The following is a 26,186-nucleotide window of genomic DNA, read 5'->3' as shown; positions in this document are numbered from 1 at the left end:
ACCACGCGGGGAATTCTAGGAGCGTCATCATGAGCGACGGTGTGGCGACCGCGGAGGCGCCGTGGGGCGTCGGTGTCCTCGGCGACAAGCTGAAGGGCTGGATCGACCGGCTCGGGCAGGTCTGGGTCGAGGGCGAGATCACCCAGTGGGGCGTCCGCGGCGCGAATGTGTACGGCAAGCTCAAGGATCTCGAGCGCGACGTGACGGTGTCGTTCCAGATCTGGTCGAGCGTCCGGGCGAGGCTCCCCGAGGACCTGAAGCAGGGCGACCGCGTCGTCGCGCTCGTGAAGCCCGACTACTGGCTGAAGGCCGGGTCGATCTCGATGCAGGTCTTCCAGATGAAGCACGTGGGCCTCGGCGACCTGCTCGAACGGCTCGAGCTGCTCCGCCGCACCCTCGCCGCGGAGGGCCTGTTCGACCGGTCGCGCAAGCGCCGGCTCCCGTTCCTCCCGAACCGCATCGGGCTGATCACCGGCAAGGACTCGGACGCGGAGAAGGACGTCATCCGCAACGCGCAGCTCCGCTGGCCGAGCGTCGACTTCCGCGTCGTGCACGCGGCGGTGCAGGGCGACCGCACGGTGCCGGAGGTGCTGGCGGCGCTCGCGACGCTCGAGGCGGATCCGGAGGTGGACGTCATCGTGATCGCGCGGGGCGGCGGGGACTTCCAGAACCTGCTCGGCTTCAGCGACGAGCGCCTGCTGCGCGCGGTCGCCGCCGCGACGACCCCGGTCGTGAGCGCCATCGGGCACGACAACGACCGCCCGCTCCTCGACGAGGTCGCGGACCTGCGCGCCTCCACCCCCACGGACGCCGCGAAGCGGGTCGTGCCCGACGTGACCGAGGAGCTGAACGGCGTGATGCAGGCCCGCGGCCGGATCCGCAACCGCGTCACGCAGGCCGTGCGGCAGGAGGTCGACCGGATCCAGTCACTGCGGGCGCGCCGGGTCCTGGCCGACGGCGCGTGGATCGTCGACACGCGTGCGGACGAGCTCACCCGGTGGGCCGCGCGCTCCGCCGAGCTCGTCGACCGCGCGGTCGAGCGCGAGGAGCGGCGGCTCGGCGAGGCCCGCGGGCACCTCCGCGCGCTGTCCCCCCTCCGGACCCTGGAACGCGGCTACGCGATCGTGCTCGGCGGGGACGGCACGGCCCTGCGGCACACGGCTGACGCCCCGGCCGGCACGTCGCTCACCGTCCGCGTCGTGGACGGGGCGATCGCCGCGACGAGCGAGGGCGTCCTCCACAGCGCCGCCGATCGGGCCGAGCCCGTCGGCGCCCGCTCGTAGACTCGAGGCCATGAGCGAGCCCGCCGAGACCGGACTTCCGGACGTCGACACGCTGTCCTACGAGGCGGCCCGCGACGCCCTCATCGCGGTCGTCGACGAGCTCGAGCGGGGCGGCGCGACGCTCGAGCAGTCGCTGGCGCTCTGGGAGCGCGGCGAGGCGCTCGCGACCCGCTGCGAGACCTGGCTGACCGGGGCCCGGGCGCGCCTGGATGCGGCGCGCGCCGAGTCGTGAGCGGCACATCGGACGACGGCTCCGGCCGGATCGTCGCGGAGCTCGGCCGGCCGGAGACGCCGCAGGAGACCGCGGACCGCAAGGCCCGTGACCGCGCGCTGCGCCGGTCGCGGCAGAACTTCCGCAACCTCTTCGCGAGCCTCGCCGCGTGCCTGGGGGTGGTCGTGCTCCTCGTGCTCCTCGTGCCGCGCGGAGGCGGCGTCCAGCAGCCGGCGATCGACGTCCGGTCCGCGGCGGCGCAGTACGGGGACACCGCCGGCCAGCCGATCGTGGCGCCGAAGGTGCCCTCGGACTGGAAGGCGAACGCGGCCGAGCTGCGCGGCTCCGGCGACCAGGCCTCCTGGTACGTCGGGTACGTGATCGACGGGACGGGCTACGCCGGTATCACCGAGGGCCTCCCCGGCGACTCGACGACGATCGACACGGCGCTGCAGGGCGCGAAGCCGACCGGCACGACCACCATCGCCGGCCTGCCCTGGCGCGTCTACGACCGTCGCTCGCTCGGGTCCGACGCCGGCAACGTCGCCTACGGGCTCAGCACGCGGATCGGCAAGGTCGAGCTCGCCGTGTACGGCACGGTGACGCCTGCTCAGGTGCGGCAGCTCGCCGCCGCGGTCGCGGCCGATGCGGCTGCTCGCGGGTTGCAGGGTGCAGGATCGCTTCCGTGACCCGACCTGCGACGGAGGCCTGGCAGCGCCTCGCCCATGGCAACGACCGCTTCATCGCCGGCCTGCCGGAGCACCCGCACCAGGACGCGGGCCGCCGGGCGGAGCTGGCGGAAGGGCAGCGGCCGGTGGCCACGCTGCTCGGCTGCAGCGACTCGCGGGTCGCGGCGGAGGTGCTCTTCGACCAGGGCCTCGGCGACCTGTTCGTGATCCGCAACGCCGGGCAGGTGGCGAGCCCGTCCGCGCTCGCGTCGATCGAGTACGCCGTCGCGGTGCTCGGCGTCCCCCTCGTCGTCGTCCTCGCCCACGACCGATGCGGCGCGGTCCAGGCGGCCATCGACGCCGAGCAGCCGTCGGCGCCGCCCCTCCCGCCGCTGATCGCCGCCCACATCGACCACATCCGACCAGCCGTGCGGGCCGCGGCCGATCCCGGCTCCCGGGCCGTCGGGGAGGCCCACCTCGAGGCGACCGTCGCCTCTCTGCTGGCGCAGTCCGAGCTGCTGGCCGCCGCGGTGGCCGACGGTAGCGTGGACGTCGTCGGCGCCAACTACCGCCTCGCGGAGGGCCGCGTCGAGCGGCGCTTCGCCGTCGGCGAGGGCGCCTGACCCCGCGCCGTCCGATCCCACCACCGGCGAAGGAGCCCCATGACGTCGTTCGACGCCTCCACCGACACCGAGCGCTTCCGCATCGAGCACGACACGATGGGCGAGGTCCGCGTGCCCCGCGACGCGCTCTGGGCCGCCCAGACGCAGCGCGCGGTCGAGAACTTCCCGATCTCCGGCTCCCGGCTCGAGGACGCCCAGATCATCGCGCTCGCCCGGATCAAGCGCGGCGCCGCGATCGTGAACGGCGAGCTGGGCGTGCTGCCCGCGGACGTGGTCGACGCGATCGTGGGCGCCGCCGACGAGATCATCGCGGGCGAGCACCTCGACCAGTTCCCGATCGACGTGTACCAGACCGGCAGCGGCACCTCGTCGAACATGAACATGAACGAGGTGCTCGGCACGCTCGCGTCCCAGCGCCTCGGCCGGACCGTGCACCCGAACGACGAGGTGAACGCCTCCCAGTCGTCGAACGACGTGTTCCCGACCTCGGTGCACCTCGCCGCGACGGAGGCCGTGCAGGGCGTGCTCGTGCCCGCGCTCGAGCACCTCGCGGTCGCGCTCGAGACCAAGGCGACGGCCTGGGCGCAGCTCGTCAAAGCGGGGCGCACCCATCTGATGGACGCGACGCCCGTGACGTTCGGGCAGGAGTTCGGCGGCTACGCCCGCCAGATCCGGCTGGCGCTCGACCGCGTCGCCTCGATGGTCCCCCGGCTCGCGGAGGTGCCGCTCGGCGGCACCGCGACCGGCACGGGCATCAACACGCCGGCCGGGTTCTCGCCGAAGGTGATCGCGATCCTCGCGGAGACGACCGGGCTGCCGATCGTCGAGGCCGCCGATCACTTCGAGGCGCAGGGCGCCAGGGACGGTCTGGTCGAGGCCTCCGGCGTCCTGAAGGTGCTCGCCGTCAGCCTCACGAAGATCTCGAACGACCTGCGCTGGATGGGGTCGGGGCCGAACGCCGGTCTCGGCGAGCTGCACATCCCCGACCTGCAGCCGGGATCCTCGATCATGCCGGGCAAGGTGAACCCGGTCATCCCGGAGGCGACGCTGATGGTCGCCGCCCGCGTCGTGGGTAACGACGCGACGATCACCTGGGCGGGCGCCTCCGGCGTGTTCGAGCTGAACGTCGCGATCCCCGTCATGGGCACCGCGCTGCTCGAATCGGTCCGGCTGCTCGCGGCGGTCTCGCGGCTACTCGCCGACAAGGTGCTCGACGGGCTCGAGGTGAACGAGGAGCGCGCCAGGGCGCTGGCCGAGTCGTCCCCCTCCATCGTCACGAAGCTCAACCGCGCGATCGGCTACGAGGCGGCCGCGAAGGTCGCGAAGTACTCGGTCGCGCAGGGCATCACGGTCCGGGAGGCGGTGATCCGGCTCGGGTTCGTCGAGCGCGGCGAGGTCACGGAGGCGCAGCTCGACACGGCGCTCGACGTCCTGTCGATGACCCGCCCCGGCTGATCCGACGCCCCGTCGATCGAGCGCTCAGGCGAGCGCCACGACCGCCCACGCGGCGAGCAGCATCGGCGGCCCGAACGGCATCCGCGCGCCGAGTCCGCGCCGCGCCAGCACCGCGACCGCCCCGATCCCGCCGGTGGCGAACGCGAGCACGATCCAGAGCGGCGCGCCGCCCGGCACCGTCATCGCCGCGAGCGCGCCGAGCAGCGGCGCGAGCTTCACATCGCCGAAGCCCATGCCGCCCGCGGTGTGCAGCAGGAGGAAGACGAGCCCGCACGCCGCGCCGGCGGTGAGGAGCGGCCAGAGCGACGCCGGCGACACCCACGCGTGCAGGACGGCGGTGAGGAGCACGATGGGGTAGCCGGGCAGCACGATCGCGTCCGGCAGACGGTGCTCCGCGAGGTCGACCGCGACGAGCCGCGGCGTGACGAGCGCGAGCCAGGCGAGCCCGAGGAGCGCGGGCTCCGGACCGACGGCGAGCACGGCGAGGGCCAGCAGCGCGAGCGCAGGCACCGCCTCCGGCAGCGGGACGCGGCGGGCGACGGCGAGCACGACGGCAGGCTAGGGATCCCCGCCGCGGTCCGTCACCGGTTGTCCACAGCGGCCGGATGCGGTCCGCATCGGTGGTCGCCGTCAGGCGCTCAGCGCGCGGACGCAGGCACGGAGCGCGATCCGGAACGCGTCGACCTGCGCTCCGTCGAGCTCGGAGAGCATCCGGTCCTCGACGTCGCGCACCGCCGCACTCGCGCGTCGCAGCTGTGCCTCCCCGGCCTCGGTGAGCCGCACCGGAAGCGCCCGGCCCGATGGCGCCGTCTGCTGTCGGAGGACGAGGCCCTCACGCTCGAGCGACTGCAGCAGGACGTGCATCGACTGCCGCGTCACGAACGCACCGCGGGCCAGCGCCGAGTTCGACAGCCCCGGCCGCTGCGCGAGGAGCTCGAGGCACGAGTAGTGCGTGACGGTCATCCCCAGCGGGTGCAGCACCGCCTCCATCGCGCTCCGCAGCGCGCTCGACGCCTCCTTGAGCAGATAGCCGGGCGACTCCGCGAGCTCGACCAGGCGCACGCGATCCATGTCAGAAGTCTGACATATGCTCTCGATGTCAGAACCCTGACATACGAGAGGAAACCCCATGACGATCACCGGGCCCGACTTCATCGCCCTGCAGGTGCGCGACCTCGAGCGCGCCGCGGCCTTCTACGAGCAGCACCTCGGGCTGACGCGACAGCCCGGTCCTCCGCACGCGGTGGTGTTCGCCACGACGCCCGCGTTCGCGCTCCGCGATCCCGCGCCCGGCACCGACCTCGACGCCGGCAGGCCCGGTCTCGGGGTGGCGCTCTGGCTGCACGCCGACGACGCGCAGGCGCTCCACGATCGCCTCGCGGACGCCCACGTCCCCATCCCGACACCGCCCTTCGACGGCCCGTTCGGGCGCACGTTCACCTTCGAGGACCCGGACGGCTACCTGATCACGATCCACGACCGGGCATGACTCGTTCGCGGATCCGGAAATACTCAGTGACACGCCGCGATTCGCGGCCCCGCACCGGGGTGTCGCCGAGGATCTCCGGATCCGCGAGAGGAGTCCGGATCCGCGAGCGGGCTAGGCGAGCTCGTTCGACTCCAGCAGCTCGGTGACGAGGGCCGCGATGGCGCTCCGCTCCGACCTGGTGAGGGTCACGTGCCCGAACAGCGGATGACCCTTCAGCGTCTCGATGACGCTCGCGACCCCGTCGTGGCGGCCGACGCGGAGGTTGTCGCGCTGCGCGACGTCGTGCGTCAGCACCACGCGCGAGTTCTGCCCGATCCGCGACAGCACCGTGAGCAGCACGTTGCGCTCGAGGGACTGGGCCTCGTCGACGATCACGAACGCGTCGTGCAGGCTGCGGCCGCGGATGTGGGTGAGCGGCAGCACCTCGAGCGTGCCGTTCTCCACGATCTCGTCGATCACGTTCTGCGACACGACCGCGCCGAGCGTGTCGAACACCGCCTGCCCCCACGGGTTCATCTTCTCGGCGGCGTCCCCCGGCAGGTAGCCGAGCTCCTGACCCCCGACCGCGTACAGCGGGCGGAACACCATGATCCGGCGGTGCTGCCGGCGCTCGAGCACCGCCTCGAGCGCCGCGCAGAGCGCGAGGGCGCTCTTGCCGGTGCCGGCGCGGCCGCCGAGCGAGACGATGCCGACCTCCTGGTCGAGCAGCAGGTCGATCGCGAGCCGCTGCTCGGCGCTGCGCCCGTGCAGGCCGAACACGTCCCGGTCGCCGCGGACGAGCCGCAGCTCGCCCTGCTTCACGACGCGCGCGAGGGCGCTGCCGCGGTCGGAGGTGAGCACGACGCCGGTGTTGATCGGCAGGTCGGCGGCCGCGGGCGCCCGCACCTGGTGCTCGTCGTAGAGCGCGTCGAGCGCGGCCGCGTCGAGCGCGAGCTCCGCGACGCCCGTGTAGCCCGTGTCGACCGCCTGCTCCGCGGTGTACTCCTCCGCGGTCAGGCCGATGGAGGCGGCCTTCACCCGCATCGGCAGGTCCTTCGAGACGACCGTGACGTCGAGGCCGTCGTTCGCGAGGTTCTGCGCGACCGCGAGGATCCTGGCGTCGTTGCCGCCGAGCTGCAGGCCGGTCGGCAGCGCGCTCATGTTCGAGTGGTTCAGCTCCACCCGGAGCGACCCGCCGTCGCCGACGGGCACCGGGAAGTCGAGTCGCTCGTGCTGCACCCGCAGCTCGTCGAGGTTCCGGAGGGCCTGCCGCGCGAAGTAGCCGATCTCCGGGTCGTCGCGCTTGCCCTCGAGCTCGGAGATCACCACCACCGGAAGCACGACCGCGTGCTCGGCGAAGCGGAACGGCGCCTTCGGGTCGGACAGCAGCACCGACGTGTCGAGGACGAACGTGCGCGTCCCGGTGTGCACCGTCGATGCGACGGCGGGCTCGGGCGAACGGGCGGACAGCGCCTCAGGCACATGGCCTCTTTCCCCCGCGGGAGTCAGCCGACTCCCCCGGATGTCGTTCTCGCCGGGACCATGCGCGCCTCCTGTCGTCGCGAGCCGCTGGTCACGTCCCGGACCGGGTGAGGTACCCGATGCGCACACCGTACGACACGGGTGTGACGCCCGGATGACGCGCGGAAGACGTGTCGGTTCCGGGCGGATGGCGGCAGGCGACGGGGGTCAGACCTCGGCGCGGGTCGCCTGCTCGGCGAGGAAGCGCACCACCGCGTCGTCGTCGTCCGCGAGCACCGCCGTGGCGGCCGCCTTGACCTCCTCCGGCGCACCGGCGGTCGCGTACGACTCGTCCGCCTCCGCGAAGAGCGGCAGATCGTTCGTGCCGTCCCCGAACGCGACGATGCGGGTGAAGCCATGCTCCTCCGCGATGCGCCGGATGCCCGAGCCCTTCGTCGCGGCCGCGGGCGTCACGTCGAGCACCCCGACGCCGCTCTCGCGGGTGCCGGTCAGCGCCAGCGCGCAGCCGGTGCCCCACGAGATCGCCCGGATCATCCGCGAGAGCCGCCGCACCACCGGGTACTCGCCCCGGATGCTGACGAAGAACCCGCGGTCGTGGTCGACCTCGTCCCAGCCGTCGACGGGCGCGAGCCGCGGGTCGCCCGCGCGGGCCTCCACGAACGCGTCGACCCCGCTCGTCTCGGCGCCGCGCACCCAGCTGACCTTGTCGTCGTCGCCGTCGAGCCAGAACACGAGCGGGGTCACCCCGGCGGCGAGCGCCGCACCGACGAGCGGGGCCAGCGCGCGGGCGTCGAAGTGCTCCCACCACAGCGGCGTGCGGTCGGCGGGGTCGACCGCGGTCGCACCGCTGTAGCCGACGATCGGGAGGGAGAGCGGGAGGTCGCCGAGCGCCGCGAAGGCCGTGCGCGGCGAGCGCGCGGTCGCGACGGTGAACGCGACCCCCTCGGCGAGCAGGCGGGTCAGCGTCGCACGCGCCTCGTCGTGCAGGACGCCGGTCGGGCCGAGGAGGGTGTCGTCGAGGTCGCTGACGAACAGGGTGCGGCCGGCCGCGGTCATCGTCATCGGACCGGCCGCACTGCGGTGGCGTAGGCGGACAGGGCGGCGCGGAGCATGCCGATCGTCTCCTCCGTGGTTCCGGCGTGCGGCGAGAACCGCACGCGTCCGTCCCGGATGGTCACCGAGACGCCGTGGTTGAACAGGGCCGCCGCGAGCGCCGTCAGGCGGTCGGGGAGCGGCTCGACGACGACGATGCCGGCCCGCTCCGCCTCCGGACGCGGCGAGACGACCGGCAGACCGAACTCGTCCGCGAGCGCCAGCACCTTCCCGGCCCGGTCCGCGACGGCCGCGGCGACGGCGGCGGGCCCGGCCTCGGCGAGCTCCTCGAGCGCGGCCGCGAGCCGGGCTGCGGCGATCTGGTCGGGGCGCGACACCTGCATGCCCGCCGCCCCTTCGGCGGCGGGGAGGACTGTGTCGTACGCGAGGTCCGCTCCGGTGCCGCCCTCGCCGGAGAGCACGGGCGTGAGCCGGTTCGCGGCCCGGTCCGAGACGGCGAGGAACGCCGACCCCCAGCCGGCACGGAGCCACTTCTGGCCGCCGCACGCGACGACGTCGGCGGCGGTCCAGGGCAGGTCCACCGCGCCGAGCGCCTGCACGGCGTCCACGATCAGGAGGCGGTCGCCGATCACCTGCCGGATGCCGTCCAGGTCCGCCACGGCCCCGGTGCGCGCGTCCACCGCGCTCACGAGCACCGCCATCGTCGTGCTGGTCAGCGCGTCCCGGATGCCGCCGGGTGTCACGCGGCCGCCGTCGGCCTCGAGCCAGAGCGGCGTGACGGCCTGCATCGCCTCCTCGGCGCGGACCGCCGCGATCGGCAGCGCCGGGTACTCGGCCGGCGACACCAGGAGGCCGCCCGCGAGGCCGTACACGGCCTGCATCACGCCGTGGCCGGTGCTCGGCTGAAACGCGATCTGGTCGGCCCGGAACCCGGTGACGAGCGCCGCGGCGTCGCGCATCCGCTCGACGTTGCGGTCGAGCCGCTCGAGGGCGCCCCACCGGGCTCGGCGGACCAGGTCCTCCTGCGCGGCGGACTCGGCCACCACCGCGGCGGACAGGGGGCCGAAGGCGGCGAAATCGAGGTAGCCAGGGTCCTCGCCGAAGCCGGAGAGGTAGTCGGAGAGGTCGTCCATGGCGAACACCGAGCGTAGCGGCGCGCACGCGCTCCGCGTGCGCGGTCAGGCCCCGTAGCGGCGCTGCCGCTGCGCGTACGAGCGCAGGGCGCGGAGGAAGTCGACCTCCCGCAGGTCGGGGCCGAGCGCCTCCACGAAGTAGAACTCGCTGTGCGCGCTCTGCCACAGCATGAAGTCGGAGAGCCGCTGCTCCCCCGAGGTGCGGATCACGAGATCCGGGTCCGGCTGGCCGCCGGTCCAGAGATGCGCGGCGATGCGCTCCGGATCGAGCCGCTCGGAGAGGTCGCCGAGGCTGCCGCCCGCCGCGGCGTGCTCGGCGACGATGCTGCGCATCGCGTGCGCGATCTCGGAGCGGCCGCCGTACCCGACCGCGAGGTTGATGTGCAGACCGGTCCGGCCGGCGCCCTGCGCCTGAGCGGTCCGGAGGGCCTGCAGCAGCGACTCCGGCAGCCCCTCGGTGGTGCCCACGTGCTGCACGCGCCAGCGGGTCGACAGGTCGAGCGCGAGCGTGCCGATGATGTCGAACAGGGCGCTCAGCTCGTCGCCGGTGCGGCCGACGAGGTTGTCGCTCGACAGCAGGTAGAAGGTCACGTGCGGGATGCCCAACGACTCGACCCAGCCGGCGAACTCGATGAGCTTGTCGGCGCCGGCCCGGTGCCCGTGCTCGGCGGACTCGAGCCCCGCCAGCTTCGCCCACCGCCGGTTGCCGTCGAGGATCATCGCCACGTGCTTCGGCAGCGGCGCGGATGCGAGACCGTGCCGCAGGCGCCGCTGGTACACGGCGTAGAACGGGCGACGCAGCACGGCGATCGCCCGGCGCACGCCCACGCCTCTTCCCCGCACCCGGCAACCGTACGCCTGGACCCGCGCACTACCCTGCCTCCATGCGGGACGCCACCGACCAGCAGCGCGCCTCCTCCTCTGCAGCAGCGGGGCGGGACGGCGCCGCCGAGCCGCCGCACCTGCCGCTGCTCGAGGAGTCGGGCGACGTCGCGCACCTCGAGCGGAAGCCGACCTGGCGCGGCTGGATCCACGCGATCACCGCCCCGATCGCCGCGGTCGCCGGGCTCGTCCTCGTCGCCCTCGCGAACGGGCAGGAGGCGCGGTGGGCGTGCGTCGTGTTCGCGCTGACGTCGATCCTGCTGTTCGGCAACTCCGCGCTGTACCACCGCATCGACTGGTCGCCGAAGGTCAAGCTCGCGCTGAAGCGCGTGGACCACGCGAACATCTTCCTGCTCATCGCCGGCACCTACACGCCGCTGTCGCTCCTGGCGCTGCCGCCCGCGCAGGGCGTCGTGCTGCTGTCCGTCGTGTGGGCCGGCGCCCTGATCGGGATCCTGTTCCGCGTGTTCTGGGTCGGTGCGCCGCGCTGGCTGTACGTGCCGATCTACCTCGCGCTCGGCTGGGCGGCGGTGATCTACTTCGTCCCGCTGTACCAGGCGAACGCCGCGATGATGGTGCTCGTGGCGGTCGGCGGCCTGCTCTACTCGGCCGGCGCGGTGGTGTACGGCCTGAAGCGCCCGAACCCGTTCCCCGGCCGGTTCGGCTTCCACGAGCTGTTCCACACCTGCACGGTGCTCGCGTTCCTCTGCCACTGGACGGCGACGCTGCTCATCGCGCTGCATCCCCTCGGCTGAGGGCTCCGACTCGGCTGAGGGCTCCGGCTCGGCCGACGATCAGGCGTCGGGTGTGCGCTCCTGCTCGCGGCGCTCGGCGAGCTCGCCGCGGTAGCGGACCCGGCGGATCCTGCGCGTCATGTCGACGATGAGCGCGACCGTCGCCAGGGTCACCAGGAGGATCGCGAGGAACCCGACGACGCCGGGCGTCACCGCGTTCTCGTTGACGGTGACGGGGGCGGGCGACGGCGTCGAGGCCATCAGCAGCAGGTGCACGTCCCCTCCTCGAGTAGCGTGTGGGACCGCACGAATGTACTTCACGAGCCGGTGGGAGGACGCGTGAGCACGCGCACCACGACGCTCGACGAGCGCTACGGCCGCACCCCGTCGAGGCGCAGGCGCGGCAGGATCGGCGCGGTCGTCGCCGGCGCCGCCGTGCTCGTCGCGGTCGCCGTGTGGGCGGTGTGGACGGGTGTCGGCGGTGCCACGAACGCGCTCGACGTGACGACGACGGGCGTGAACATCGTCTCCGACGAGGCCACGGACGTGCAGTGGCTCGTCACCGGCCGGTCGGGGCAGCGGCTCGTCTGCGCGATCGAGGCGACCGACTCCGGCGGCTCCGTCGTCGGTCTCGTGGAGGTCGTCGTGCCGGCCACCGGGCAGGTGAACCGCAGCGGCGCCACCACGGTCCGGACCGTCCGGCGGGCGTCGAACGGCTTGATCGAGTCCTGCAGGGACGCCTAAACTCCCCCATCCGCGTTCGCCGCGGGGCCCGACGTCGTGCGCGCGGCCCGCGGATGCAGCGTCGGCGGCCCCCGATGCCGCCCGGCCGCGCGGATCACGCGAAGCGAGACGAGGAACCGTCATGTCCAACCCCACCGCCGTCACCTGGCTCACGCAGGAGGCGTACGACCGCCTGACCGCCGAGCTCGAGGAGCTGTCCGGCCCGGGTCGCACCGAGATCGCGAAGCGCATCGAGCAGGCGCGCGAGGAGGGCGACCTCAAGGAGAACGGCGGCTACCACGCCGCCAAGGAGGAGCAGGGCAAGATCGAGGCGCGGATCCGGCAGCTGACGGTGCTGCTGCGCAACGCCGAGGTCGGCCAGGCCGCCGGCGCCTCCGACGAGGTCGCCGCCGGGAACGTGGTCACCGCCTCCGTCGGCGGCAACGAGATGCGCTTCCTGCTCGGCAGCCGCGAGATCGCGGGCGACTCGGGGCTCGACGTGTACAGCGAGAGCAGCCCGCTCGGGACCGCGATCCTCGGCGCGAAGGTCGGCGACACCGTGACCTACACGGCCCCGAACGGCCGCGCCATCGAGGTGCGGATCGAGCAGGTCGAGGCCTACACCGGCTGACGCGCGTCAGCTCGCGATGACCCGCGGCTGGTACCCGGCCTGCTCCAGGCGGCCGAGCAGCGCCGCCTGGTGGGCCCGGCCCCGCGTCTCCACGCTGATGTCGATCTGGACCTCGCTGATCTGCGTGCCGGTGCCGTGGCGGGTGTGCAGCACCTCGACCACGTTCGCGTTCGCCTCCGCGATCAGCGCGGAGATCACCGCGAGCTGACCGGGCCGGTCCGGCAGGCCGATCCGGAGGGTCATGTAGCGGTCGGAGGCGATGAGCCCGCGGCTGATCACCCGCTCCATCATGAGCGGGTCGATGTTGCCGCCCGAGAGCACGACGACGGTGCGCCCCGGTTCGCGGATCCGCCCGGACAGCAGCGCGGCCACGCCGACCGCACCGGCGGGCTCCACCACGAGCTTCGCCCGCTCGAGGAGCACGAGGAGCGCGCTCGCCGTCTCGTCGTCGGAGACGGTGACGACCTCGTCGACCAGGTCCCGCACGATCTCGAACGTGAGGCGCCCGGGGGTGCCGACCGCGATGCCGTCCGCGATGGTCGGGCTGGTGCGCACCGTGCGCACCTCCCCGGCCGCCAGGGACGGCGGGAACGCGGCCGCGTTCTCCGCCTGCACGCCCACGATCCGCACGCCGGGGGCGAGCTGCTTGAGCGCGGCGGCGACGCCGGAGATCAGGCCGCCCCCGCCGATCGGCACGACGACCGTCTCGACGTCGGGCACGTCCTCGAGGATCTCAAGCCCGACCGTGCCCTGACCGGCGATCACGTCCGGGTGGTCGAACGGCGGGATGAACACCGCGCCGTGCTCCTCCGCGTACCGCTTCGCGGCCGCGAGGGACTGGTCGACCACGTCGCCCACGAGCTCGACGTCCGCGCCGTAGTCGCGGGTCGCCTCGAGCTTCGGGAGGGCGACGCCGTTCGGCATGAAGATCGTCGCCGGGATCCCGAGCTGCCGCGCCGCGAACGCGACGCCCTGGGCGTGGTTGCCCGCGGACGCCGCGACGACGCCGCGCGCGCGCTCCTCCGGGGTGAGCCGCGACAGCCGGTACGAGGCCCCGCGGATCTTGTACGACCCGGTGCGCTGCAGGTTCTCGCACTTCAGGTGCACCGGCGCTCCGGTCACGGAGGCGAGGAAGCGGGAGTGCTCCATCGGGGTCCTCGCGGCGAGCGGCGCCAGCACGCGCGCCGCGTCCCGGATCCGGTCGATCGACGGCACCGCGGCGGGGTGCACCGCGTCGGACACCGCCGCGGCGGCCTCCGGCGTGGTCGCGATCGTGCTCTCGGTGTCAGACAACGGTGGTCACGTCCTCGGGCTCGGCCGCGCGCCGGCGACGGCGCCGCGCACCGCGGCCGCCCTGCTCCGGTTCGCGCGGCAGGGGTTCGGTGGGCGGCGCCTGCGCGCCCTTCCATGCTCCTGCGGCGATGTACTTCACGGCGGAGTTCGCGGCCGCAGCGATCGGCACGGCGAACACCGCGCCGCCGATGCCGCCGATGATCGACCCGGAGCTCACGACGAGCACGACCGCGACGGGGTGGAGGCGCACGGCCGTGCCCATGAGCAGCGGCTGGAGCACGTGGGACTCCAGCTGGTTCACCCCGATCACGCCCGCGAGCATCACCACCGCGGGGACCGGGCCCGCGTACACGAGCGCCACGAGCACCGCGAGGCCGCCCGTGACGATCGCGCCGACGAAGGGGATGAAGGCGGCGAGGAACACGAGGACCGCGATGGGCACGACGAACGGCAGCCCGAGCAGCAGCGCGACGAGCCCGATCCCGACCGCGTCGATGAGCGCGACCACGATCTGCACCCGCACGTACTGGCCGACCGACCGCCACGCGGCCTTGCCGCCGCCGTCCACCGCCGCCCGGGCGCGCTTCGGCGCGAGCCGGGTGAGCCAGCGCCACACCCCGGCGCCGTCGATGAGGAAGAACAGCGTGAGGAAGAGGGAGAGCAGGAGGCCGACGGCGATGTCCCCGACCGTGGACGCGCCCGTGAGCGCACCGGAGAGGATCGTGCTCGCGTTCGACTGCACCCACTTCGTCGCCGACGTGATCGCGTCGTCGACGTTGGCCTCGGAGATGCCGAGCGGCGAGCTGCTGAGGAAGGACAGCAGCGACCGGTAGGCGCTCATCGTGCGCGCCTGGATGTCGCCCAGGCCGGAGCGGACGGTCAGCGTCACGAGGGTGATCAGCCCGGCGACGACCACGAGCAGGGTCAGGAACGTGACGACGACGGCGAGGCCCTTGGGCCAGCGGTGCCGGATCAGCCAGTTCTTCATCGGGTTGATCAGCCCGGTCACGAGCACCGCCACGAGCACGGGGATGACCACGATGTGCAGCAGGATGACGAGGTAGATCGCGACGCCCGCGAGCACCAGCACGCCGACGAGCGGCCACGACCAGGCGCCCGCGATGCGCACGGCGACGGGCACCGCGCGGGCGACGCGGTCCTCCGCGACCTCCGAGTCGTCGACGCGCTTGCCCATCCGGCGATTCTAGGGAGCCGCTGCACGCCTCCTGGATCGGTGGCCCGACTCGGGATGCGCGAGGCGTCGGAGGACGTCGGTACGGTCGCGGGATGGAGGTGCTGAGCCCGCGGGAGGCCCGCCGCATCGCGCTCGCCGCGCAGGGCTTCGGGCGCGCGCACCCGCCGACGGCCGGCCGGAGCCGCATCGAGGCGGTGCTGCGGCGGCTGCACCTGCTGCAGATCGACTCGGTGAACGTCTTCGAGCGCAGCCACTACCTCCCCGTCCTCGCGAGGATCGGGCCGTACGACCGGACGCTGCTCGACCGTCTGCTCCTCGACCCCGCTGGGGAGCGCGCGGAGTACTGGGCGCACGAGGCGGCGTTCATCCCGAAGACCGATCTCGGGCTGTTCGCCTTCCGGATGGCCGCGTTCCGGGTCAAGTACGCGGACGCGCTCGAGCAGCACGCCGCGCTCGGTCGCGCGCTGCTCGCCGAGATCGCGGACCGCGGCCCGCTCGCCGCGAGCGAGATCGAGCAGCGGCCGAGCGTCCGGCAGGGCCCGTGGTGGGGCTGGTCGGACACGAAGCGGACGCTCGAGCTGCTCTTCCGCGCCGGCGACCTCGTGAGCGGCGGCCGGAAGGGCTTCGAGCGACGGTACGCCCTGCCCGAGCAGGTGCTCGCCGCGCCGATCGCGCCGGTGCCGAAGGGCGCCGCGGTCCGCGAGCTCGTGCGGCGGGCGGCCCTCGCGCACGGCGTCGCGGCGCTGCCGGACCTCGCCGACTACTACCGGCTCCGGTCGGACGACACCGCCGCGGCGGTGCAGGAGCTCGAGGACGCGGGCGAGCTCGTGCCGGTGTCGGTGGCCGGGTGGCAGCGGGCCGACGGGAGGCCGCTCAAGGCGTGGCGGCACATTGACGCGCGACCGCCGTCACGGCTGCGGGCGACGGCGGTGCTGTCGCCGTTCGACCCCGTCGTGTGGCAGCGGGACCGCGCGCTGCGGCTCTTCGGCTTCCACTACCGGATCTCGATCTACACGCCCGCGGCGCAGCGGGTGCACGGCTACTACGTGCTCCCGGTGCTCGTCGACGACCGGCTCGTCGGCCGGGTGGACCTGAAGGCGGACCGGCGGGCAGGGCGGCTGCTCGTCCAGGCCGCCTGGTCGGAGGCGGACGCCCCAGCGGGCGTCGCGGAGCGGCTCGTGCCCGTGCTGCGGGACGCCGCGCGCTGGCAGGGGCTCGAGTCGATCGAGGTCGCGGGCGCAGGGGATCTCGCGCCCGCGCTCGCCGGCGCCCTCCGCGGCTGACGCGGCCCGTCAGCGCGGCGGGAGGCGCTCGACCGCGGCCAGCACCTCCTGGACGGCGACCGCCGCGATCGCGGGGTCGGGTTCGTCCGCGAAGGCGTCGCCGCGCCGGGCCGTCGCGTGCGTGAGCGCGATGTGCGGGCCCGGCGGCGGCCCCCAGCGCTCGGGACCGACCGGGCCGAAGAGCACCACGGAGGGGGTGCGGTAGGCGGAGGCGACGTGCCCAGCACCCGTGTCGGCGGTGACGACGAGCCCCGCGTCCGCGAGCAGCGCGACGAAGCCGGGGAGCGACGTGCGGCCCGCGAGCACCCGCGAGGCTGGGATGCCCGCGAGCGCGGCGACCTCGAGCGCCCGGTCGCGCTCCCCCTCGCTGCCGGAGAACACGACCTCCGCGCCGCGCGCGGCGAGGGCGCGGGCGACCGCGGCGAAACGATCGACGGGCCACGCGCGGGAGCGGAACGCGGCACCGACATGCAGGACGGCCGCCCCGGGCGCGGGGGACGCCTCAGCCGGGCGCGCGATCCGCACCGCTGCCGGGTCGCCGGGCATCCCGAAGGCGCCGGTGAGCCGGGTCCAGCGCACCCGCTCGTGCAGCGCCTCCGTCCACCGCGGACCGGCTTCGCCGGGACGCAGGGCGTGCCGGACCGTCAGCCGCGCACCGAGCGCGTCGACGATCGCCGCCGACTCGGGTCCGCCGCCGTGCAGGTTCACGGCCACGTCCACGGCGCCGGGATCGAACGGCAGCGGCGCCGCGAGCCCCTCCGCCGGGACGAGCGCGTCCACGGCGTCGATGAGCTCCACGACCGGCGCGAGCCAGCCGGAGGTCGCGAGCACCAGCCGATGGTCGGGGAGCGCGCGCCGGACCGCCCGGAGCGCGGGCACCGCGACCAGCAGATCGCCGAGCTGCAGCGCCCGGAACGCCACCGCGAGCGGCGCACCAGCCGCCCTCCGTGCTCCCGCCACGTTGCCATTCATCCAGGTGCGGCTCGGCGTCCGCCGAGTGGGTGCTCAGGGAGCGCGCGGGGGTGCCCGGTACAGATAGGAGGGATGCCCTCTCCACTGCCCGCGGCCGTGCTCTTCGATCGCGACGGCACCCTCGTCGTCGACGTGCCGTACAACGGCGACCCCGACCGGGTCCGCCCGATGCCCGGCGCCGTCGAGGCCGTCGCGGCCGTGCGGGCCGCCGGCGTGCCGGTCGGCGTGGTCTCGAACCAGTCGGGGATCGCCCGCGGCATCGTCACCCGGGCGCAGGTCGACGCCGTCAACGCCCGCGTCGACGCGCTGTTCGGCGGGTTCGCCACCTGGCAGATCTGCCCGCACGGGCCCGCGGACGGCTGCGCGTGCCGCAAACCCGCCCCCGGCATGGTGCGGTGGGCGGCGGAGGCGCTCGGGGTGGCACCGGAGGCGGTGGTCGTCATCGGCGACATCGGGGCGGACGTCGGTGCCGCGCACGCCGCGGGTGCCACCGCGGTGCTGGTGCCGACGCCGGTGACCCGGCAGGAGGAGGTGTGGGCCGCCCAGGCGGTCGCGCCGGATCTGCAGGCCGCCGTGCGGATGGCCCTCGCCGGGGAGGCCGCGTGAGACGGGTGCTCGTCGCCCGGCTGGACAGCATGGGCGACGTGCTCGTGAGCGGCCCCGCGATCCGGGCCGTCGCCGGCGCCGCCGAGGTCGTGCTGCTCGCGGGACCGCAGGGCGCCCCGGCCGCGCGCCTGCTGCCTGGCGTGGCCGAGGTGCGGGTGCTCGCCGCCCCCTGGATCACGCCGACGGACCGCCCGGTCGACGCGGGCCTCGCGGCGGAGGTCGCCCGCATCGTCCGGGAGACCGGGGTCGAGGAGGCCGTCGTGCTCACCTCGTTCCACCAGTCGCCGCTGCCGCTCGCGCTGCTGCTGCGCCTCGCCGGCGTGCGGCGGATCACCGGCGCGTCCGTCGATGCGGCGGGGGGCCTGCTCGACGTGCGGCTGATCCCGGGCGAGACGCTCCCGGAGGAGCTCCCCGAGCCGATCCGCGCGCTGCGCATCGCGGCGGCGGCCGGATACGCGCTCCCGGACGGCGACGACCGGCTCGCGGTCCTCCTCCCGGACCGCCCCGGGTCGGCCGGCGCCCCGCCCTACCTGGTGGTGCACCCGGGCGCCGCGGTGCCTGCGCGGGCCTACCCGGCCGAGCGGTGCGCCGAGGTCGTGTCCCTGCTCAGCGCCCGCGGCCACCGCGTGCTCGTCACCGGCGGCCCGGACGAGCGGGACCTCACCGCGCGGGTCGCGGGCGACACCGGCGTCGATCTCGGCGGCGCGCTCGGGCTCGGGGAGCTCGGCGCGGTGCTCCGCGACGCCGGCGTGGTCGTGGCCGGCAACACCGGCCCCGCACACCTCGCCGCGGCCGCGGGCACCCCGGTGGTGAGCCTGTTCGCCCCCGTCGTGCCCGCCGTGCGGTGGGCCCCGTGGGGCGTGCCGGTGGCGCTGCTCGGCGACCAGGAGGCGGCGTGCCGCGGTTCTCGCGCCCGCGTGTGCCCGATCCCCGGGCACCCCTGCCTCGCCTCCGTCTCCCCCGCCGCGGTCGTCGAGGCCGCGGAGCGACTGCTCGAGGGGGCCGCATGAGGATCCTGCTCTGGCACGTGCACGGCGGCTGGACCGACGCGTTCGTGCACGGCGCCCACGACTACCTGCTGCCGACCACGCCCGCGCGGGACGGGTGGGGGCTCGGCCTCGGCGGCCGTGACTGGCCGGCCCGCGAGGTCGCCCCGGAGGCGATCCGGGACGAGGACGTCGACGTCGTCGTGCTGCAGCGCCCCGAGGAGCTCGCCGAGGCGGAGCGGCTGACGGGCAGGCGCATCGGGGTGGACCTGCCCGCGATCTACCTGGAGCACAACACCCCGAAGGGCGACGTGCCGTTCTCGGTCCATCCGATGGCGGACCGCGGCGACCTGCTGCTCGTGCACGTCACGCACACGAACGCGCTGCTCTGGGACACCGGCCGGACGCGCACCCGGGTGATCGAGCACGGCGTGCGCGACCCCGGCCTCCGGTACACCGGCGAGCGGGAGCGCCTGGCCGCCGTGATCAACGAACCGGTGCGCCGCTGGCGGGTGACCGGCACCGACCTGCTGCCGCGCTTCGCCGAGGCGGCGCCCGTCGATGTGTTCGGCATGGGGACGGAGCTGCTGGCCGGCGCCTTCGACGGCACCCCCGCGGTGCACGGGCTCGGCGACGTGCGGCCCGCGCCGATGCACGCCGCGCTCGCCGAACGGCGGGCCTACCTCCACCCGCACCGGTGGACGTCGCTCGGGCTCTCGCTGATCGAGGCGATGCAGCTCGGGATGCCGGTGATCGCCCTCGCCGCCACCGAGGCGCCCCGGGCCGTGCCGCCCGAGGCGGGCGCGATCTCGGCCGACGTCGACCAGCTGGTCCGTGCGGCGAGGCGCCTGCTCGCCGACCCGGAGGAGGCCGCCAGGCGCGGCGCGATCGCCCGGGAAGCGGCGCTCGAGCGCTACGGACTCGGCCGGTTCCTCGCCGACTGGGACGAGGTCCTCGAGGAGCGGGTAGCACAGACGGGCCGATCGCGACAGGGGATTGTGCCTTTCAGCGAGCACCTGGGAGAAGAGCCACGATGAGAATCGCACTCGTATCCGAGCACGCCAGCCCGTTGGCGGTCCTCGGCGGGGTCGACGCGGGCGGTCAGAACGTCCACGTCGCCGCGCTCGCGACCGCCCTCGGCGCCGAGGGGCACGTCGTCGACGTGTACACGCGCCGCGACGACCCGCACCTGCAGGACCGCATCCCGTTCGCGCCGAACGTCACGGTCGTGCCGGTCACGGCGGGGCCCGCGGCGGTCGTGCCGAAGGACGACCTGCTGCCGCTCATGGGCGAGTTCGCGGACCGGCTGACGGAGGCGTGGCTCGCCGACCGCCCGGACGTGGTGCACGGCCACTTCTGGATGTCGGGCCTCGCCGCACTCGACGCGGCCGGCCGGGTGGATCTGGAGCTCGGCGACCACCTGCCGGTCGCGCAGACGTTCCACGCCCTCGGCGTCGTGAAGCGGCGGCAGCAGGGCGCGCGCGACACCTCCCCCGCCGCGAGGGCGTTCCTCGAGCCCTCCGTCGCCCGCCGTGCCGACGTCGTGATCGCCACCTGCTCGGACGAGGCGTTCGAGCTCAAGGGGTTCGGGGTGCCGCCCGCCCGCATGGCCGTGGTGCCGTGCGGGGTGGACGCGCTGCACTTCTCGCCGGAGGGGGACGTCGCGCCGCGCACCGAGCGCCTCCGGCTCCTGACCGTGAGCCGCCTGGTGCCGCGCAAGGGCGTCGGCAACGCGATCGAGGCCCTCGGCCACCTCGTGCGCCGCGGCGTCGACGCGGAGCTCGTGATCGTGGGCGGCGCGGGCGATGCGGACCACCTCGAGGACGAGCCGGAGATCGAGCGGCTGCAGCGGATCGTCGCCGAGCAGGGCCTGCAGGACCGCGTGGTGCTCGCGGGCAGCATCGAGCACGACGACCTGCCCGCCTGGTACCGCAGCGCCGATGTCGTGGTGTGCGCGCCCTGGTACGAGCCGTTCGGGATCGTGCCGCTCGAGGCCATGGCCTGCGGGCGGCCGGTCGTCGCGACGCGCGTCGGCGGGCTCATCGACACGGTCGTCGAGGACAGCACCGGGCTGCACGTGCCGCCGCGCGACCCGGAGGCGCTCGCGGACGCCCTCGAGGGGCTCCTCGGGGACCCCGAGCGCCGCCGCCGCTACGGCGAGAACGGCCGGCGCCGCGCAGCGACCCGGTACACGTGGAGGAGGATCGGCTCCGACACCGCCCGCACCTACGAGCGGCTGACCGCGCGGGCCGGTGTCGCCGAACGGAGGACCTCAGGCGCATGACCAGCACCGGAACGACCACCGACGCGGTGGCCGTCGCGCAGCGGCACGTGGCGGCGCTGCGCCCCACGCTCGACGCGCTCGCGGACGAGTCCGACCGGCTCGCCCGCTGGGGCGCGCTGCTCGCCGACCGGCTGCTCGACGGCGGCCGGCTGCTCGCGGCCGGCAACGGCGGCTCGGCGGCGGAGGCCCAGCACCTCACCGCGGAGTTCGTCGGCCGGTTCGACGGCGACCGGCGCGCGTTCAGCGCGATCGCGCTGCACGGGGACGCGTCGGCGATCACCGCGATCGCGAACGACTACGGCTACGCGGAGTCGTTCGCGCGGCAGGTCACCGCGCACGCCCGGCCGGGTGACGTGCTCGTGCTGCTGTCGACGAGCGGCACGAGCGCGAACCTCGTGCGCGCGGCGGAGGCCGGCCTCGATGCCGGCGCGACCGTCTGGGCGATGACCGGACCGGGCCCGAACCCGCTTGCGGCCGCGGTCGACGACGCGCTCACCCTGCCAGGGGTCGGCGCGAACGTGCAGGAGGCGCAGCTCGTCGCCGTCCACGCGCTCTGCCGCGTGTTCGACGCGATCGTGCGCGAGCGGATCGGCGAAACCCGATGAGGGCCGTCGTGGTCGGCGACCTGCTGCTCGACGTCGACGTCGAGGGCGAGGTCGAACGGCTCACGCCGTACGCGCCGGTGCCGGTGCTCGACGTCGTGTCCGAGACGAGGCGCGCCGGCGGCGCCGGGCTGGTCGCGACGCTGCTGCGCCGCGACGGCCACGACGTGACGCTCGTGACCGCGCTCGCGGACGACGCGCGGGCCCTCGACCTGCCCCCGCTGCTCGACGGCATCGGCCTCGTCGCCGGCCGCTCCCCCTCCCCCACGGTCGTCAAGACGCGGATCCGGAGCCGTGAGCAGCCGATCGTCCGCATCGACGAGGGCTCGGGCGGTGCGGAGGCGCCGGAGGTGACCGCCGCGATGCTCGACGCGGTCGCCGGCGCGGAGCTCGTCGTCGTCGCCGACTACGGCCGCCGGCTGCTCGAGCAGCCGGCGCTGCGCGACGCGATCCGGGCGGCCGCGGCCCGAGTCCCGGTCGTCTGGGACCCGCACCCGAAGGGCGCGCAGCCGGTGCCCGGCGTCGTCGTCACGCCGAACCTGGGCGAGGCGCGCGGGTTCTCCGGCGTCGAGGGCCACGGCGTCCCGTTCGCCGACGAGGCCGCCGTGCGGCTGCTCACGGACTGGGGCTGCGCGGGCGTCGTCGTCACCATGGGGTCGCGGGGCGCGCTGCTCCGCACCTCCGCGACGGGCCTGCCGCTCGTCGCCGCGGCGCCAGAGGTGCGCGAGGCCGACGTGAACGGGGCGGGCGACCGCTTCGCCTCCGCGCTCGCGGTCGCGCTCGGCTCGGGCGCGACGCCGAGCGACGCGGTGCAGCACGCGGTGCGCGCGACCGCCGCGTTCCTCGCCGAGGGCGGGGTCGCCCGGCTCGACGCCCCGCCGGCGGTGCCCTTGAGGACCCCCGACCTCGACGCGCTGGCCGTCGTCGAGCGCGTGCGGGCCGCGGGCGGCACGGTCGTCGCGACCGGCGGCTGCTTCGACCTGATCCACGCCGGGCATGCGAAGACCCTCTCCGCCGCCCGCGCGCTCGGCGACTGCCTGATCGTGCTGCTCAACTCCGACGACTCCGTGCGGCGGCTGAAGGGGCCCGAGCGCCCGCTCATGACGGAGGGCGACCGCGCCGACCTGCTCGGCGCGCTCGAGGTCGTCGACGGGGTCGTGGTGTTCACCGAGGACACCCCCGTCGAGGCGATCCGGCGCGTGCGACCCGACATCTGGGTCAAGGGCGGCGACTACTCGGCCGCGGACCTGCCCGAAGCGGCGGTCATCGCGGAATGGGGTGGTCGGGCGGTCACCGTGCCGTTCGTGCCCGGACGCTCGACGACCCGCCTCGCCGCCGCGATCCAGCGCGTGTCCTGACCGCGCTTCCCCCCTGATCACGACCACCGGAAGGATCCCCATGCCCATCGCATCCACGACCCCCACCCCCGTCGGCCGCACGCTCATCTCCGGGGGCGCCTCCGGCCTCGGGCTCGCGGTCGCCGACGCGGTCGCCGCGGCGGGCGGCACCCCGATCGTCGTCGACCTCGCGGTCGAGGGCTGCCCCTACCCCGCGTACCAGGGCGACGTCACCGACACCCGCGCGATCGAGGCGCTCGTCGCGCGCATCGCCGAGGAGCACGGCGGCCTCGACGCCGTCGTCACCGCGGCCGGCATCGACAAGCCCGGCCGGCTCGACGAGATCCCGGGCGACGTGTGGGAGCGCGTCGTCGCCGTGAACCTGCTCGGCACCGCGGCCGTCGTGCGGGCGGCGCTCCCCGCGCTCTACGCGACGCACGGGCGCGTCGTGACGGTCTCCTCCTCCCTCGGCGTGCACGCGGTGTCCGACGCGACGGCGTACTCCGCCTCGAAGTTCGGGGTGATCGGCTTCAGCCGGTCCCTCGCGGCGGAGACGCGCGGGCAGATCGGCGTCACGACGCTCATCCCCGCCGGCATGAAGACCCGCTTCTTCGACGGCAGGACCGCGCAGTACGCGCCCGGCGAGGACGCGAACCTCAACGACCCGGCGAACGTCGCGGCCGCGGTGGTGTTCGCGCTGCAGAGCCCGCGCGGCTCCGAGATCCGCGAGATCTCGGTCATGCACGAGGAGGAGCCCAGCTGGCCCTGAGCGCCCCCGGGTGCTCCCCCTCCTGGAGCACGTCAGCAGGCTGACCGCGCTTCGGCAGGCCGAGGAGCCCCTCCTCGGCCTGCCGAAGTGAATGGAGCCTGCTCAGGTGCTCGGACGCGAGCGCGGAGGACGGGCGTCAGCCCTCGACGACGACCGCCGCGGAGGGGCGCACCCGCTGCGCTCGCCAGACGAAGAACCCGGCGAGCGTGAACCCGCCGTAGACGACGTACATGAGCCCGGAGGCGTAGTAGCCGGCGGAGAACAGCAAGGGCACCCCGACCACGTCGACGGCGACCCAGATGAGCCAGAACTCGACCCAGCCCTTCGCCATCCCGTAGGTCGCGAGCAGGGAGCCGACGAAGATCCACGCGTCGCTCCACACCGGCTGGTACGACCCGAGCGCGGTGAACAGCGGGGTGAGCACGGCGGTGCCGCCGACCATGCCGACGACGAGCAGGGCGCGGGTGCGCCACGACGCCCAGTGCGGCTCGATCGTCGTCGCGGTCTCGCCCCGGCGACGGGTCCAGCGGTACCAGCCGTAGATGCTCACCACGATGAACATCACCTGCCGACCCGCCTGCCCGAGCAGGTTCACCGGGTTCGGGGTCCCGAACACGGCGCCGAGGAAGACGGTGAACAGCATCGCGTTGCCGACGATGCCGACGGGCCACGCCCACACCTTCCGCCGCATGCCGCCGAGGGCGGACAGCAGGCCGAAGAGGTTCCCGAGCACCTCACGCCAGAGCAGCGTCTGCGAGCCGATGTGGATCTGCGCATCGAAGAGCCACTGCACGATGTTCACGCTGGAGGAGCGTACGGGGCTGCCGGGGAATTCCCGGGCCGTGCCGGCGCCCCCAGGCGACCCGCCGGGGAGCCTCCGTCCACTCCAAGGCACCCTGCCTAGCCTGCGGAAATGCTCCTCCAAGCAGCGTTGAACGGACGTCGGACCCGGGTGGAGCACGGCGCGGTGCCGATCTCGCCCGCGGAGCTGCAGGCCGACGCGATCGCGTGCGAGGACGCGGGCGCGCACGCCTTCCACGTCCATCCGCGTGACACGACCGGCACCGAACGGCTCGATCCGGAGTGGGTCGACCTCGCGGCGAACGCGGTGCACGACGTGAGCCGGTGGCCGGTCAGCGTCACCACCGGCGCGTGGATCGAGGGCGAGCAGCGCCGTCGGGTGGCGCTGCTGACGAGGTGGACGGGCCCGGACTCGGCGAGCGTGAACCTCTCGGAGGAGGACGCGCTCGACACGATGCGCGCGCTCATGGGTGCGGGGATCCGGGTGGAGGCCGGCGTCTGGACCGCGGAGGACGCCGAGCTGCTCGCCCGCAGCGGCCTGACGGACCGGATCGAACGGGTGCTGGTCGAACTGGTCGACGTCCCACCCTCTGACGTCGACGCGGTGACGACCGAGATCCACGGGATCCTCGACCACGCCGATGTGCGCGCCCCGCGGCTGCAGCACGGCGAGGACGCGAACACCTGGATCGCGCTCGAGGACGCGGTGCGGCGCGGGCTCGACACCCGGATCGGCCTCGAGGACGTGCTCGTGCTCCCCGACGGCTCCCCCGCCTCCGGTAACGCGGCCCTCGTCGCGGCGGCCAGGGCGCTCGGCGCGGGCGGCTGACGAGGAGGGGTCAGCCGGCGAGCAGCGCCCGCACGTCCGCCAGCACGTCCTCGACCGGCACGTCGGCGACGTAGGAGGGGTCGTGCTCGCAGCGGGGCGCGGTCCACCCCACCTGGGTCGCGTCGCGCCCGCAGACCGGGCAGCGGGTGATGCGGCCGAGCCGGATCCGGTGTCGCCCGCGACCGAACGGCATCGCGTTGATGGTGTTGCCGAACACGAAGATCCCGACCGTGCGCGCGCCCACCGCCTGCGCGAGATGCCGGGGACCGCTGTCGTTCGCGAGCACGACCGACGCCGCCGCGAGCACGCCGACGAGCCCCGGCAGGTCGAGCTCCCCCGCGAGCGAGCGCACCCGGTGCCGCTCCTGGTCCGGAAGGCGCGCGTGCGCCGCTGCGACGACCCGGGCGGCGAGCGGGACCTCGGAGGGGTCGCCGACCACCACGACGCGGGCGCCGTCGCCGGCCACGGTCGCCGCGACCTCGCCGAACCGCTCGGCCGGCCAGTGCCGGCGCGGGTCGGTCGCGCCGGGGTGCACGACCACGACCGGGCCGTCACCGAGGAGCGCGCGCCCGCTCGAGCGCTCCGCGGCGAGCACCGGCAGCGCCGGCTCGAGGTCGACCGGCGCCGCGCCGGCGAGCCCCGCGACCTCGAGCCAGCGGAGCACCTCGTGCTGGAAGAAGTCGTAGTGCAGCGTCCGCTCGAGCGGTTGCGCGTCGGGGGTCCCGGTGCCGACGGTGTGCGCCGCGCCGAGCCGCAGCAGGAACGGGTTCGCGTTGCGGCCGCCGCCGGGGCGCGGCACGGCGGGGGGGGAAAGCCGGGGGGGGGGGGCGCGCGCCGATGCCCCGGCCGCCCCCGGGGGGGTGGGGGCGCCCCGCCCCCCGGC

30 protein-coding genes are annotated in these 26,186 nt (G+C 74.7%); 18 read left to right on the top strand and 12 right to left on the bottom strand.

Annotation, left to right across the window (positions count from 1 at the left end; genetic code table 11):
* Positions 1-29 precede the first annotated feature (29 nt).
* From xseA to ACTHLI_RS12295, 5 genes are read left to right on the top strand one after another with little or no spacing between them, the layout of a single operon-like run.
* Positions 30-1,283 carry an exodeoxyribonuclease VII large subunit gene (xseA, locus tag ACTHLI_RS12315; protein WP_440184005.1) on the top strand — a complete coding sequence of 418 codons (1,254 nt, stop codon included), beginning with the start codon at positions 30-32 and terminating at the stop codon, positions 1,281-1,283.
* A gap of 10 nt (positions 1,284-1,293) precedes the next feature.
* On the top strand, positions 1,294-1,515 hold the full coding sequence (locus tag ACTHLI_RS12310; RefSeq protein WP_440184003.1) for an exodeoxyribonuclease VII small subunit: 222 nt from the start codon (positions 1,294-1,296) through the stop codon (positions 1,513-1,515).
* Positions 1,512-2,183: a DUF4245 family protein gene (locus ACTHLI_RS12305; RefSeq protein ID WP_440184000.1), complete on the top strand. Its 672-nt coding sequence runs from the start codon at positions 1,512-1,514 to the stop codon at positions 2,181-2,183. The genes ACTHLI_RS12310 and ACTHLI_RS12305 overlap by 4 nt, the downstream gene beginning before the upstream one ends.
* Positions 2,171-2,785: a carbonic anhydrase gene (locus tag ACTHLI_RS12300; RefSeq protein ID WP_440184064.1), complete on the top strand. Its 615-nt coding sequence runs from the start codon at positions 2,171-2,173 to the stop codon at positions 2,783-2,785. The genes ACTHLI_RS12305 and ACTHLI_RS12300 overlap by 13 nt, the downstream gene beginning before the upstream one ends.
* A 39-nt stretch (positions 2,786-2,824) precedes the next feature.
* Positions 2,825-4,240, top strand: coding sequence for a class II fumarate hydratase (locus tag ACTHLI_RS12295; RefSeq protein WP_440183998.1), 1,416 nt, complete (start codon positions 2,825-2,827; stop codon positions 4,238-4,240).
* A 24-nt stretch (positions 4,241-4,264) separates the two neighbouring features.
* On the opposite strand, the gene ACTHLI_RS12290 is transcribed toward ACTHLI_RS12295, so the two are convergent.
* Together ACTHLI_RS12290 and ACTHLI_RS12285 are read right to left on the bottom strand one after the other, a co-directional pair.
* Positions 4,265-4,789: a prepilin peptidase gene (locus ACTHLI_RS12290; RefSeq protein WP_440183995.1), complete on the bottom strand. Its 525-nt coding sequence runs from the start codon at positions 4,787-4,789 to the stop codon at positions 4,265-4,267.
* An 81-nt stretch (positions 4,790-4,870) separates the two neighbouring features.
* Positions 4,871-5,311 carry a MarR family winged helix-turn-helix transcriptional regulator gene (locus ACTHLI_RS12285; RefSeq protein WP_440183993.1) on the bottom strand — a complete coding sequence of 147 codons (441 nt, stop codon included), beginning with the start codon at positions 5,309-5,311 and terminating at the stop codon, positions 4,871-4,873.
* A 58-nt stretch (positions 5,312-5,369) separates the two neighbouring features.
* Between ACTHLI_RS12285 and ACTHLI_RS12280 the strand changes: the two genes are divergently transcribed.
* A complete protein-coding gene (locus tag ACTHLI_RS12280) occupies positions 5,370-5,729 on the top strand; it encodes a VOC family protein (RefSeq protein ID WP_440183990.1) in 360 nt (119 codons plus the stop codon).
* 111 nt (positions 5,730-5,840) lie between these two features.
* Here ACTHLI_RS12280 and ACTHLI_RS12275 read toward each other — a convergent pair whose 3' ends face one another.
* From ACTHLI_RS12275 to uppS, 4 genes are all read right to left on the bottom strand, one after another.
* Positions 5,841-7,178, bottom strand: coding sequence for a PhoH family protein (locus tag ACTHLI_RS12275; protein ID WP_440184062.1), 1,338 nt, complete (start codon positions 7,176-7,178; stop codon positions 5,841-5,843).
* Positions 7,179-7,397: 219 nt separating this feature from the next.
* Positions 7,398-8,252 (bottom strand): HAD family hydrolase, encoded by an 855-nt coding sequence (locus ACTHLI_RS12270; RefSeq protein WP_440183987.1) that lies wholly within the window; start codon positions 8,250-8,252, stop codon positions 7,398-7,400.
* The gene (locus tag ACTHLI_RS12265) at positions 8,249-9,376 is read right to left on the bottom strand and encodes an aminotransferase class V-fold PLP-dependent enzyme (protein WP_440183984.1); all 1,128 of its coding nucleotides are present in this window, start codon (positions 9,374-9,376) and stop codon (positions 8,249-8,251) included. The genes ACTHLI_RS12270 and ACTHLI_RS12265 overlap by 4 nt, the downstream gene beginning before the upstream one ends.
* 45 nt (positions 9,377-9,421) lie before the next feature.
* Positions 9,422-10,219, bottom strand: a complete 798-nt coding sequence (uppS, locus tag ACTHLI_RS12260) for a polyprenyl diphosphate synthase (RefSeq protein ID WP_440183981.1) — start codon at positions 10,217-10,219, stop codon at positions 9,422-9,424.
* A gap of 41 nt (positions 10,220-10,260) precedes the next feature.
* Here uppS and trhA point away from each other — a divergent pair, with 41 nt between their 5' ends.
* On the top strand, positions 10,261-11,013 hold the full coding sequence (trhA, locus tag ACTHLI_RS12255; RefSeq protein WP_440183979.1) for a PAQR family membrane homeostasis protein TrhA: 753 nt from the start codon (positions 10,261-10,263) through the stop codon (positions 11,011-11,013).
* A 39-nt stretch (positions 11,014-11,052) separates the two neighbouring features.
* Here trhA and ACTHLI_RS12250 read toward each other — a convergent pair whose 3' ends face one another.
* A complete protein-coding gene (locus ACTHLI_RS12250; protein WP_440183976.1) occupies positions 11,053-11,268 on the bottom strand; it encodes a hypothetical protein in 216 nt (71 codons plus the stop codon).
* A gap of 63 nt (positions 11,269-11,331) precedes the next feature.
* On the opposite strand from ACTHLI_RS12250, the gene ACTHLI_RS12245 reads away from it, so the two are divergent.
* Together ACTHLI_RS12245 and greA are read left to right on the top strand one after the other, a co-directional pair.
* Positions 11,332-11,736 carry a DUF4307 domain-containing protein gene (locus ACTHLI_RS12245; protein WP_440183973.1) on the top strand — a complete coding sequence of 135 codons (405 nt, stop codon included), beginning with the start codon at positions 11,332-11,334 and terminating at the stop codon, positions 11,734-11,736.
* Between the two features lie 121 nt (positions 11,737-11,857).
* Positions 11,858-12,346, top strand: a complete 489-nt coding sequence (gene greA / locus ACTHLI_RS12240; protein WP_440183970.1) for a transcription elongation factor GreA — start codon at positions 11,858-11,860, stop codon at positions 12,344-12,346.
* A 6-nt stretch (positions 12,347-12,352) separates the two neighbouring features.
* Here greA and ilvA read toward each other — a convergent pair whose 3' ends face one another.
* On the bottom strand, positions 12,353-13,618 hold the full coding sequence (gene ilvA / locus ACTHLI_RS12235; protein ID WP_440184059.1) for a threonine ammonia-lyase: 1,266 nt from the start codon (positions 13,616-13,618) through the stop codon (positions 12,353-12,355).
* A 13-nt stretch (positions 13,619-13,631) separates the two neighbouring features.
* The gene (locus tag ACTHLI_RS12230; protein ID WP_440183967.1) at positions 13,632-14,834 is read right to left on the bottom strand and encodes an AI-2E family transporter; all 1,203 of its coding nucleotides are present in this window, start codon (positions 14,832-14,834) and stop codon (positions 13,632-13,634) included.
* Between the two features lie 92 nt (positions 14,835-14,926).
* Between ACTHLI_RS12230 and ACTHLI_RS12225 the strand changes: the two genes are divergently transcribed.
* A complete protein-coding gene (locus ACTHLI_RS12225) occupies positions 14,927-16,117 on the top strand; it encodes a winged helix-turn-helix domain-containing protein (protein ID WP_440183964.1) in 1,191 nt (396 codons plus the stop codon).
* Between the two features lie 9 nt (positions 16,118-16,126).
* Here the strand turns inward: ACTHLI_RS12225 and ACTHLI_RS12220 are convergent, their stop codons facing one another.
* Positions 16,127-17,077 (bottom strand): glycosyltransferase family 9 protein, encoded by a 951-nt coding sequence (locus tag ACTHLI_RS12220; RefSeq protein ID WP_440183961.1) that lies wholly within the window; start codon positions 17,075-17,077, stop codon positions 16,127-16,129.
* 84 nt (positions 17,078-17,161) lie between these two features.
* Here ACTHLI_RS12220 and ACTHLI_RS12215 point away from each other — a divergent pair, with 84 nt between their 5' ends.
* Genes ACTHLI_RS12215 through ACTHLI_RS12185 form a run of 7 tightly spaced genes read left to right on the top strand, consistent with a single transcriptional unit; the run spans position 17,162 to position 23,673 of the window.
* On the top strand, positions 17,162-17,695 hold the full coding sequence (locus tag ACTHLI_RS12215; RefSeq protein ID WP_440183958.1) for an HAD-IIIA family hydrolase: 534 nt from the start codon (positions 17,162-17,164) through the stop codon (positions 17,693-17,695).
* Positions 17,692-18,705, top strand: coding sequence for a glycosyltransferase family 9 protein (locus ACTHLI_RS12210; protein WP_440183955.1), 1,014 nt, complete (start codon positions 17,692-17,694; stop codon positions 18,703-18,705). Before ACTHLI_RS12215 ends, ACTHLI_RS12210 begins: the two co-directional genes overlap by 4 nt.
* Positions 18,702-19,718, top strand: coding sequence for a glycosyltransferase (locus ACTHLI_RS12205; RefSeq protein ID WP_440183953.1), 1,017 nt, complete (start codon positions 18,702-18,704; stop codon positions 19,716-19,718). The genes ACTHLI_RS12210 and ACTHLI_RS12205 overlap by 4 nt, the downstream gene beginning before the upstream one ends.
* Complete coding sequence (locus tag ACTHLI_RS12200) at positions 19,715-20,965, top strand: glycosyltransferase (RefSeq protein ID WP_440183951.1); 1,251 nt, start codon at positions 19,715-19,717, stop codon at positions 20,963-20,965. The genes ACTHLI_RS12205 and ACTHLI_RS12200 overlap by 4 nt, the downstream gene beginning before the upstream one ends.
* A complete protein-coding gene (locus ACTHLI_RS12195) occupies positions 20,962-21,570 on the top strand; it encodes a D-sedoheptulose-7-phosphate isomerase (RefSeq protein WP_440183949.1) in 609 nt (202 codons plus the stop codon). The genes ACTHLI_RS12200 and ACTHLI_RS12195 overlap by 4 nt, the downstream gene beginning before the upstream one ends.
* Positions 21,567-22,925, top strand: a complete 1,359-nt coding sequence (locus tag ACTHLI_RS12190; protein ID WP_440183947.1) for a PfkB family carbohydrate kinase — start codon at positions 21,567-21,569, stop codon at positions 22,923-22,925. Before ACTHLI_RS12195 ends, ACTHLI_RS12190 begins: the two co-directional genes overlap by 4 nt.
* 40 nt (positions 22,926-22,965) lie before the next feature.
* The gene (locus ACTHLI_RS12185; RefSeq protein ID WP_440183944.1) at positions 22,966-23,673 is read left to right on the top strand and encodes an SDR family NAD(P)-dependent oxidoreductase; all 708 of its coding nucleotides are present in this window, start codon (positions 22,966-22,968) and stop codon (positions 23,671-23,673) included.
* A gap of 136 nt (positions 23,674-23,809) precedes the next feature.
* Here ACTHLI_RS12185 and pnuC read toward each other — a convergent pair whose 3' ends face one another.
* Entirely contained in the window at positions 23,810-24,475 is a 666-nt protein-coding gene (gene pnuC, locus ACTHLI_RS12180; RefSeq protein WP_440183941.1) for a nicotinamide riboside transporter PnuC, read from the bottom strand.
* A gap of 111 nt (positions 24,476-24,586) precedes the next feature.
* Between pnuC and ACTHLI_RS12175 the strand changes: the two genes are divergently transcribed.
* Entirely contained in the window at positions 24,587-25,303 is a 717-nt protein-coding gene (locus ACTHLI_RS12175) for a 3-keto-5-aminohexanoate cleavage protein (protein ID WP_440183939.1), read from the top strand.
* A gap of 10 nt (positions 25,304-25,313) precedes the next feature.
* Here the strand turns inward: ACTHLI_RS12175 and ACTHLI_RS12170 are convergent, their stop codons facing one another.
* Positions 25,314-26,102, bottom strand: a complete 789-nt coding sequence (locus tag ACTHLI_RS12170; RefSeq protein WP_440183937.1) for a glycosyltransferase family 9 protein — start codon at positions 26,100-26,102, stop codon at positions 25,314-25,316.
* Positions 26,103-26,186 lie beyond the last annotated feature (84 nt).

Origin of the sequence: Amnibacterium sp. (assembly GCF_051956055.1) — a bacterium.
Lineage (GTDB): Bacteria > Actinomycetota > Actinomycetes > Actinomycetales > Microbacteriaceae > Amnibacterium.
Note: the sequence above shows the minus strand (reverse complement) of the source record. Positions and strands in the feature narration are given on the sequence as shown.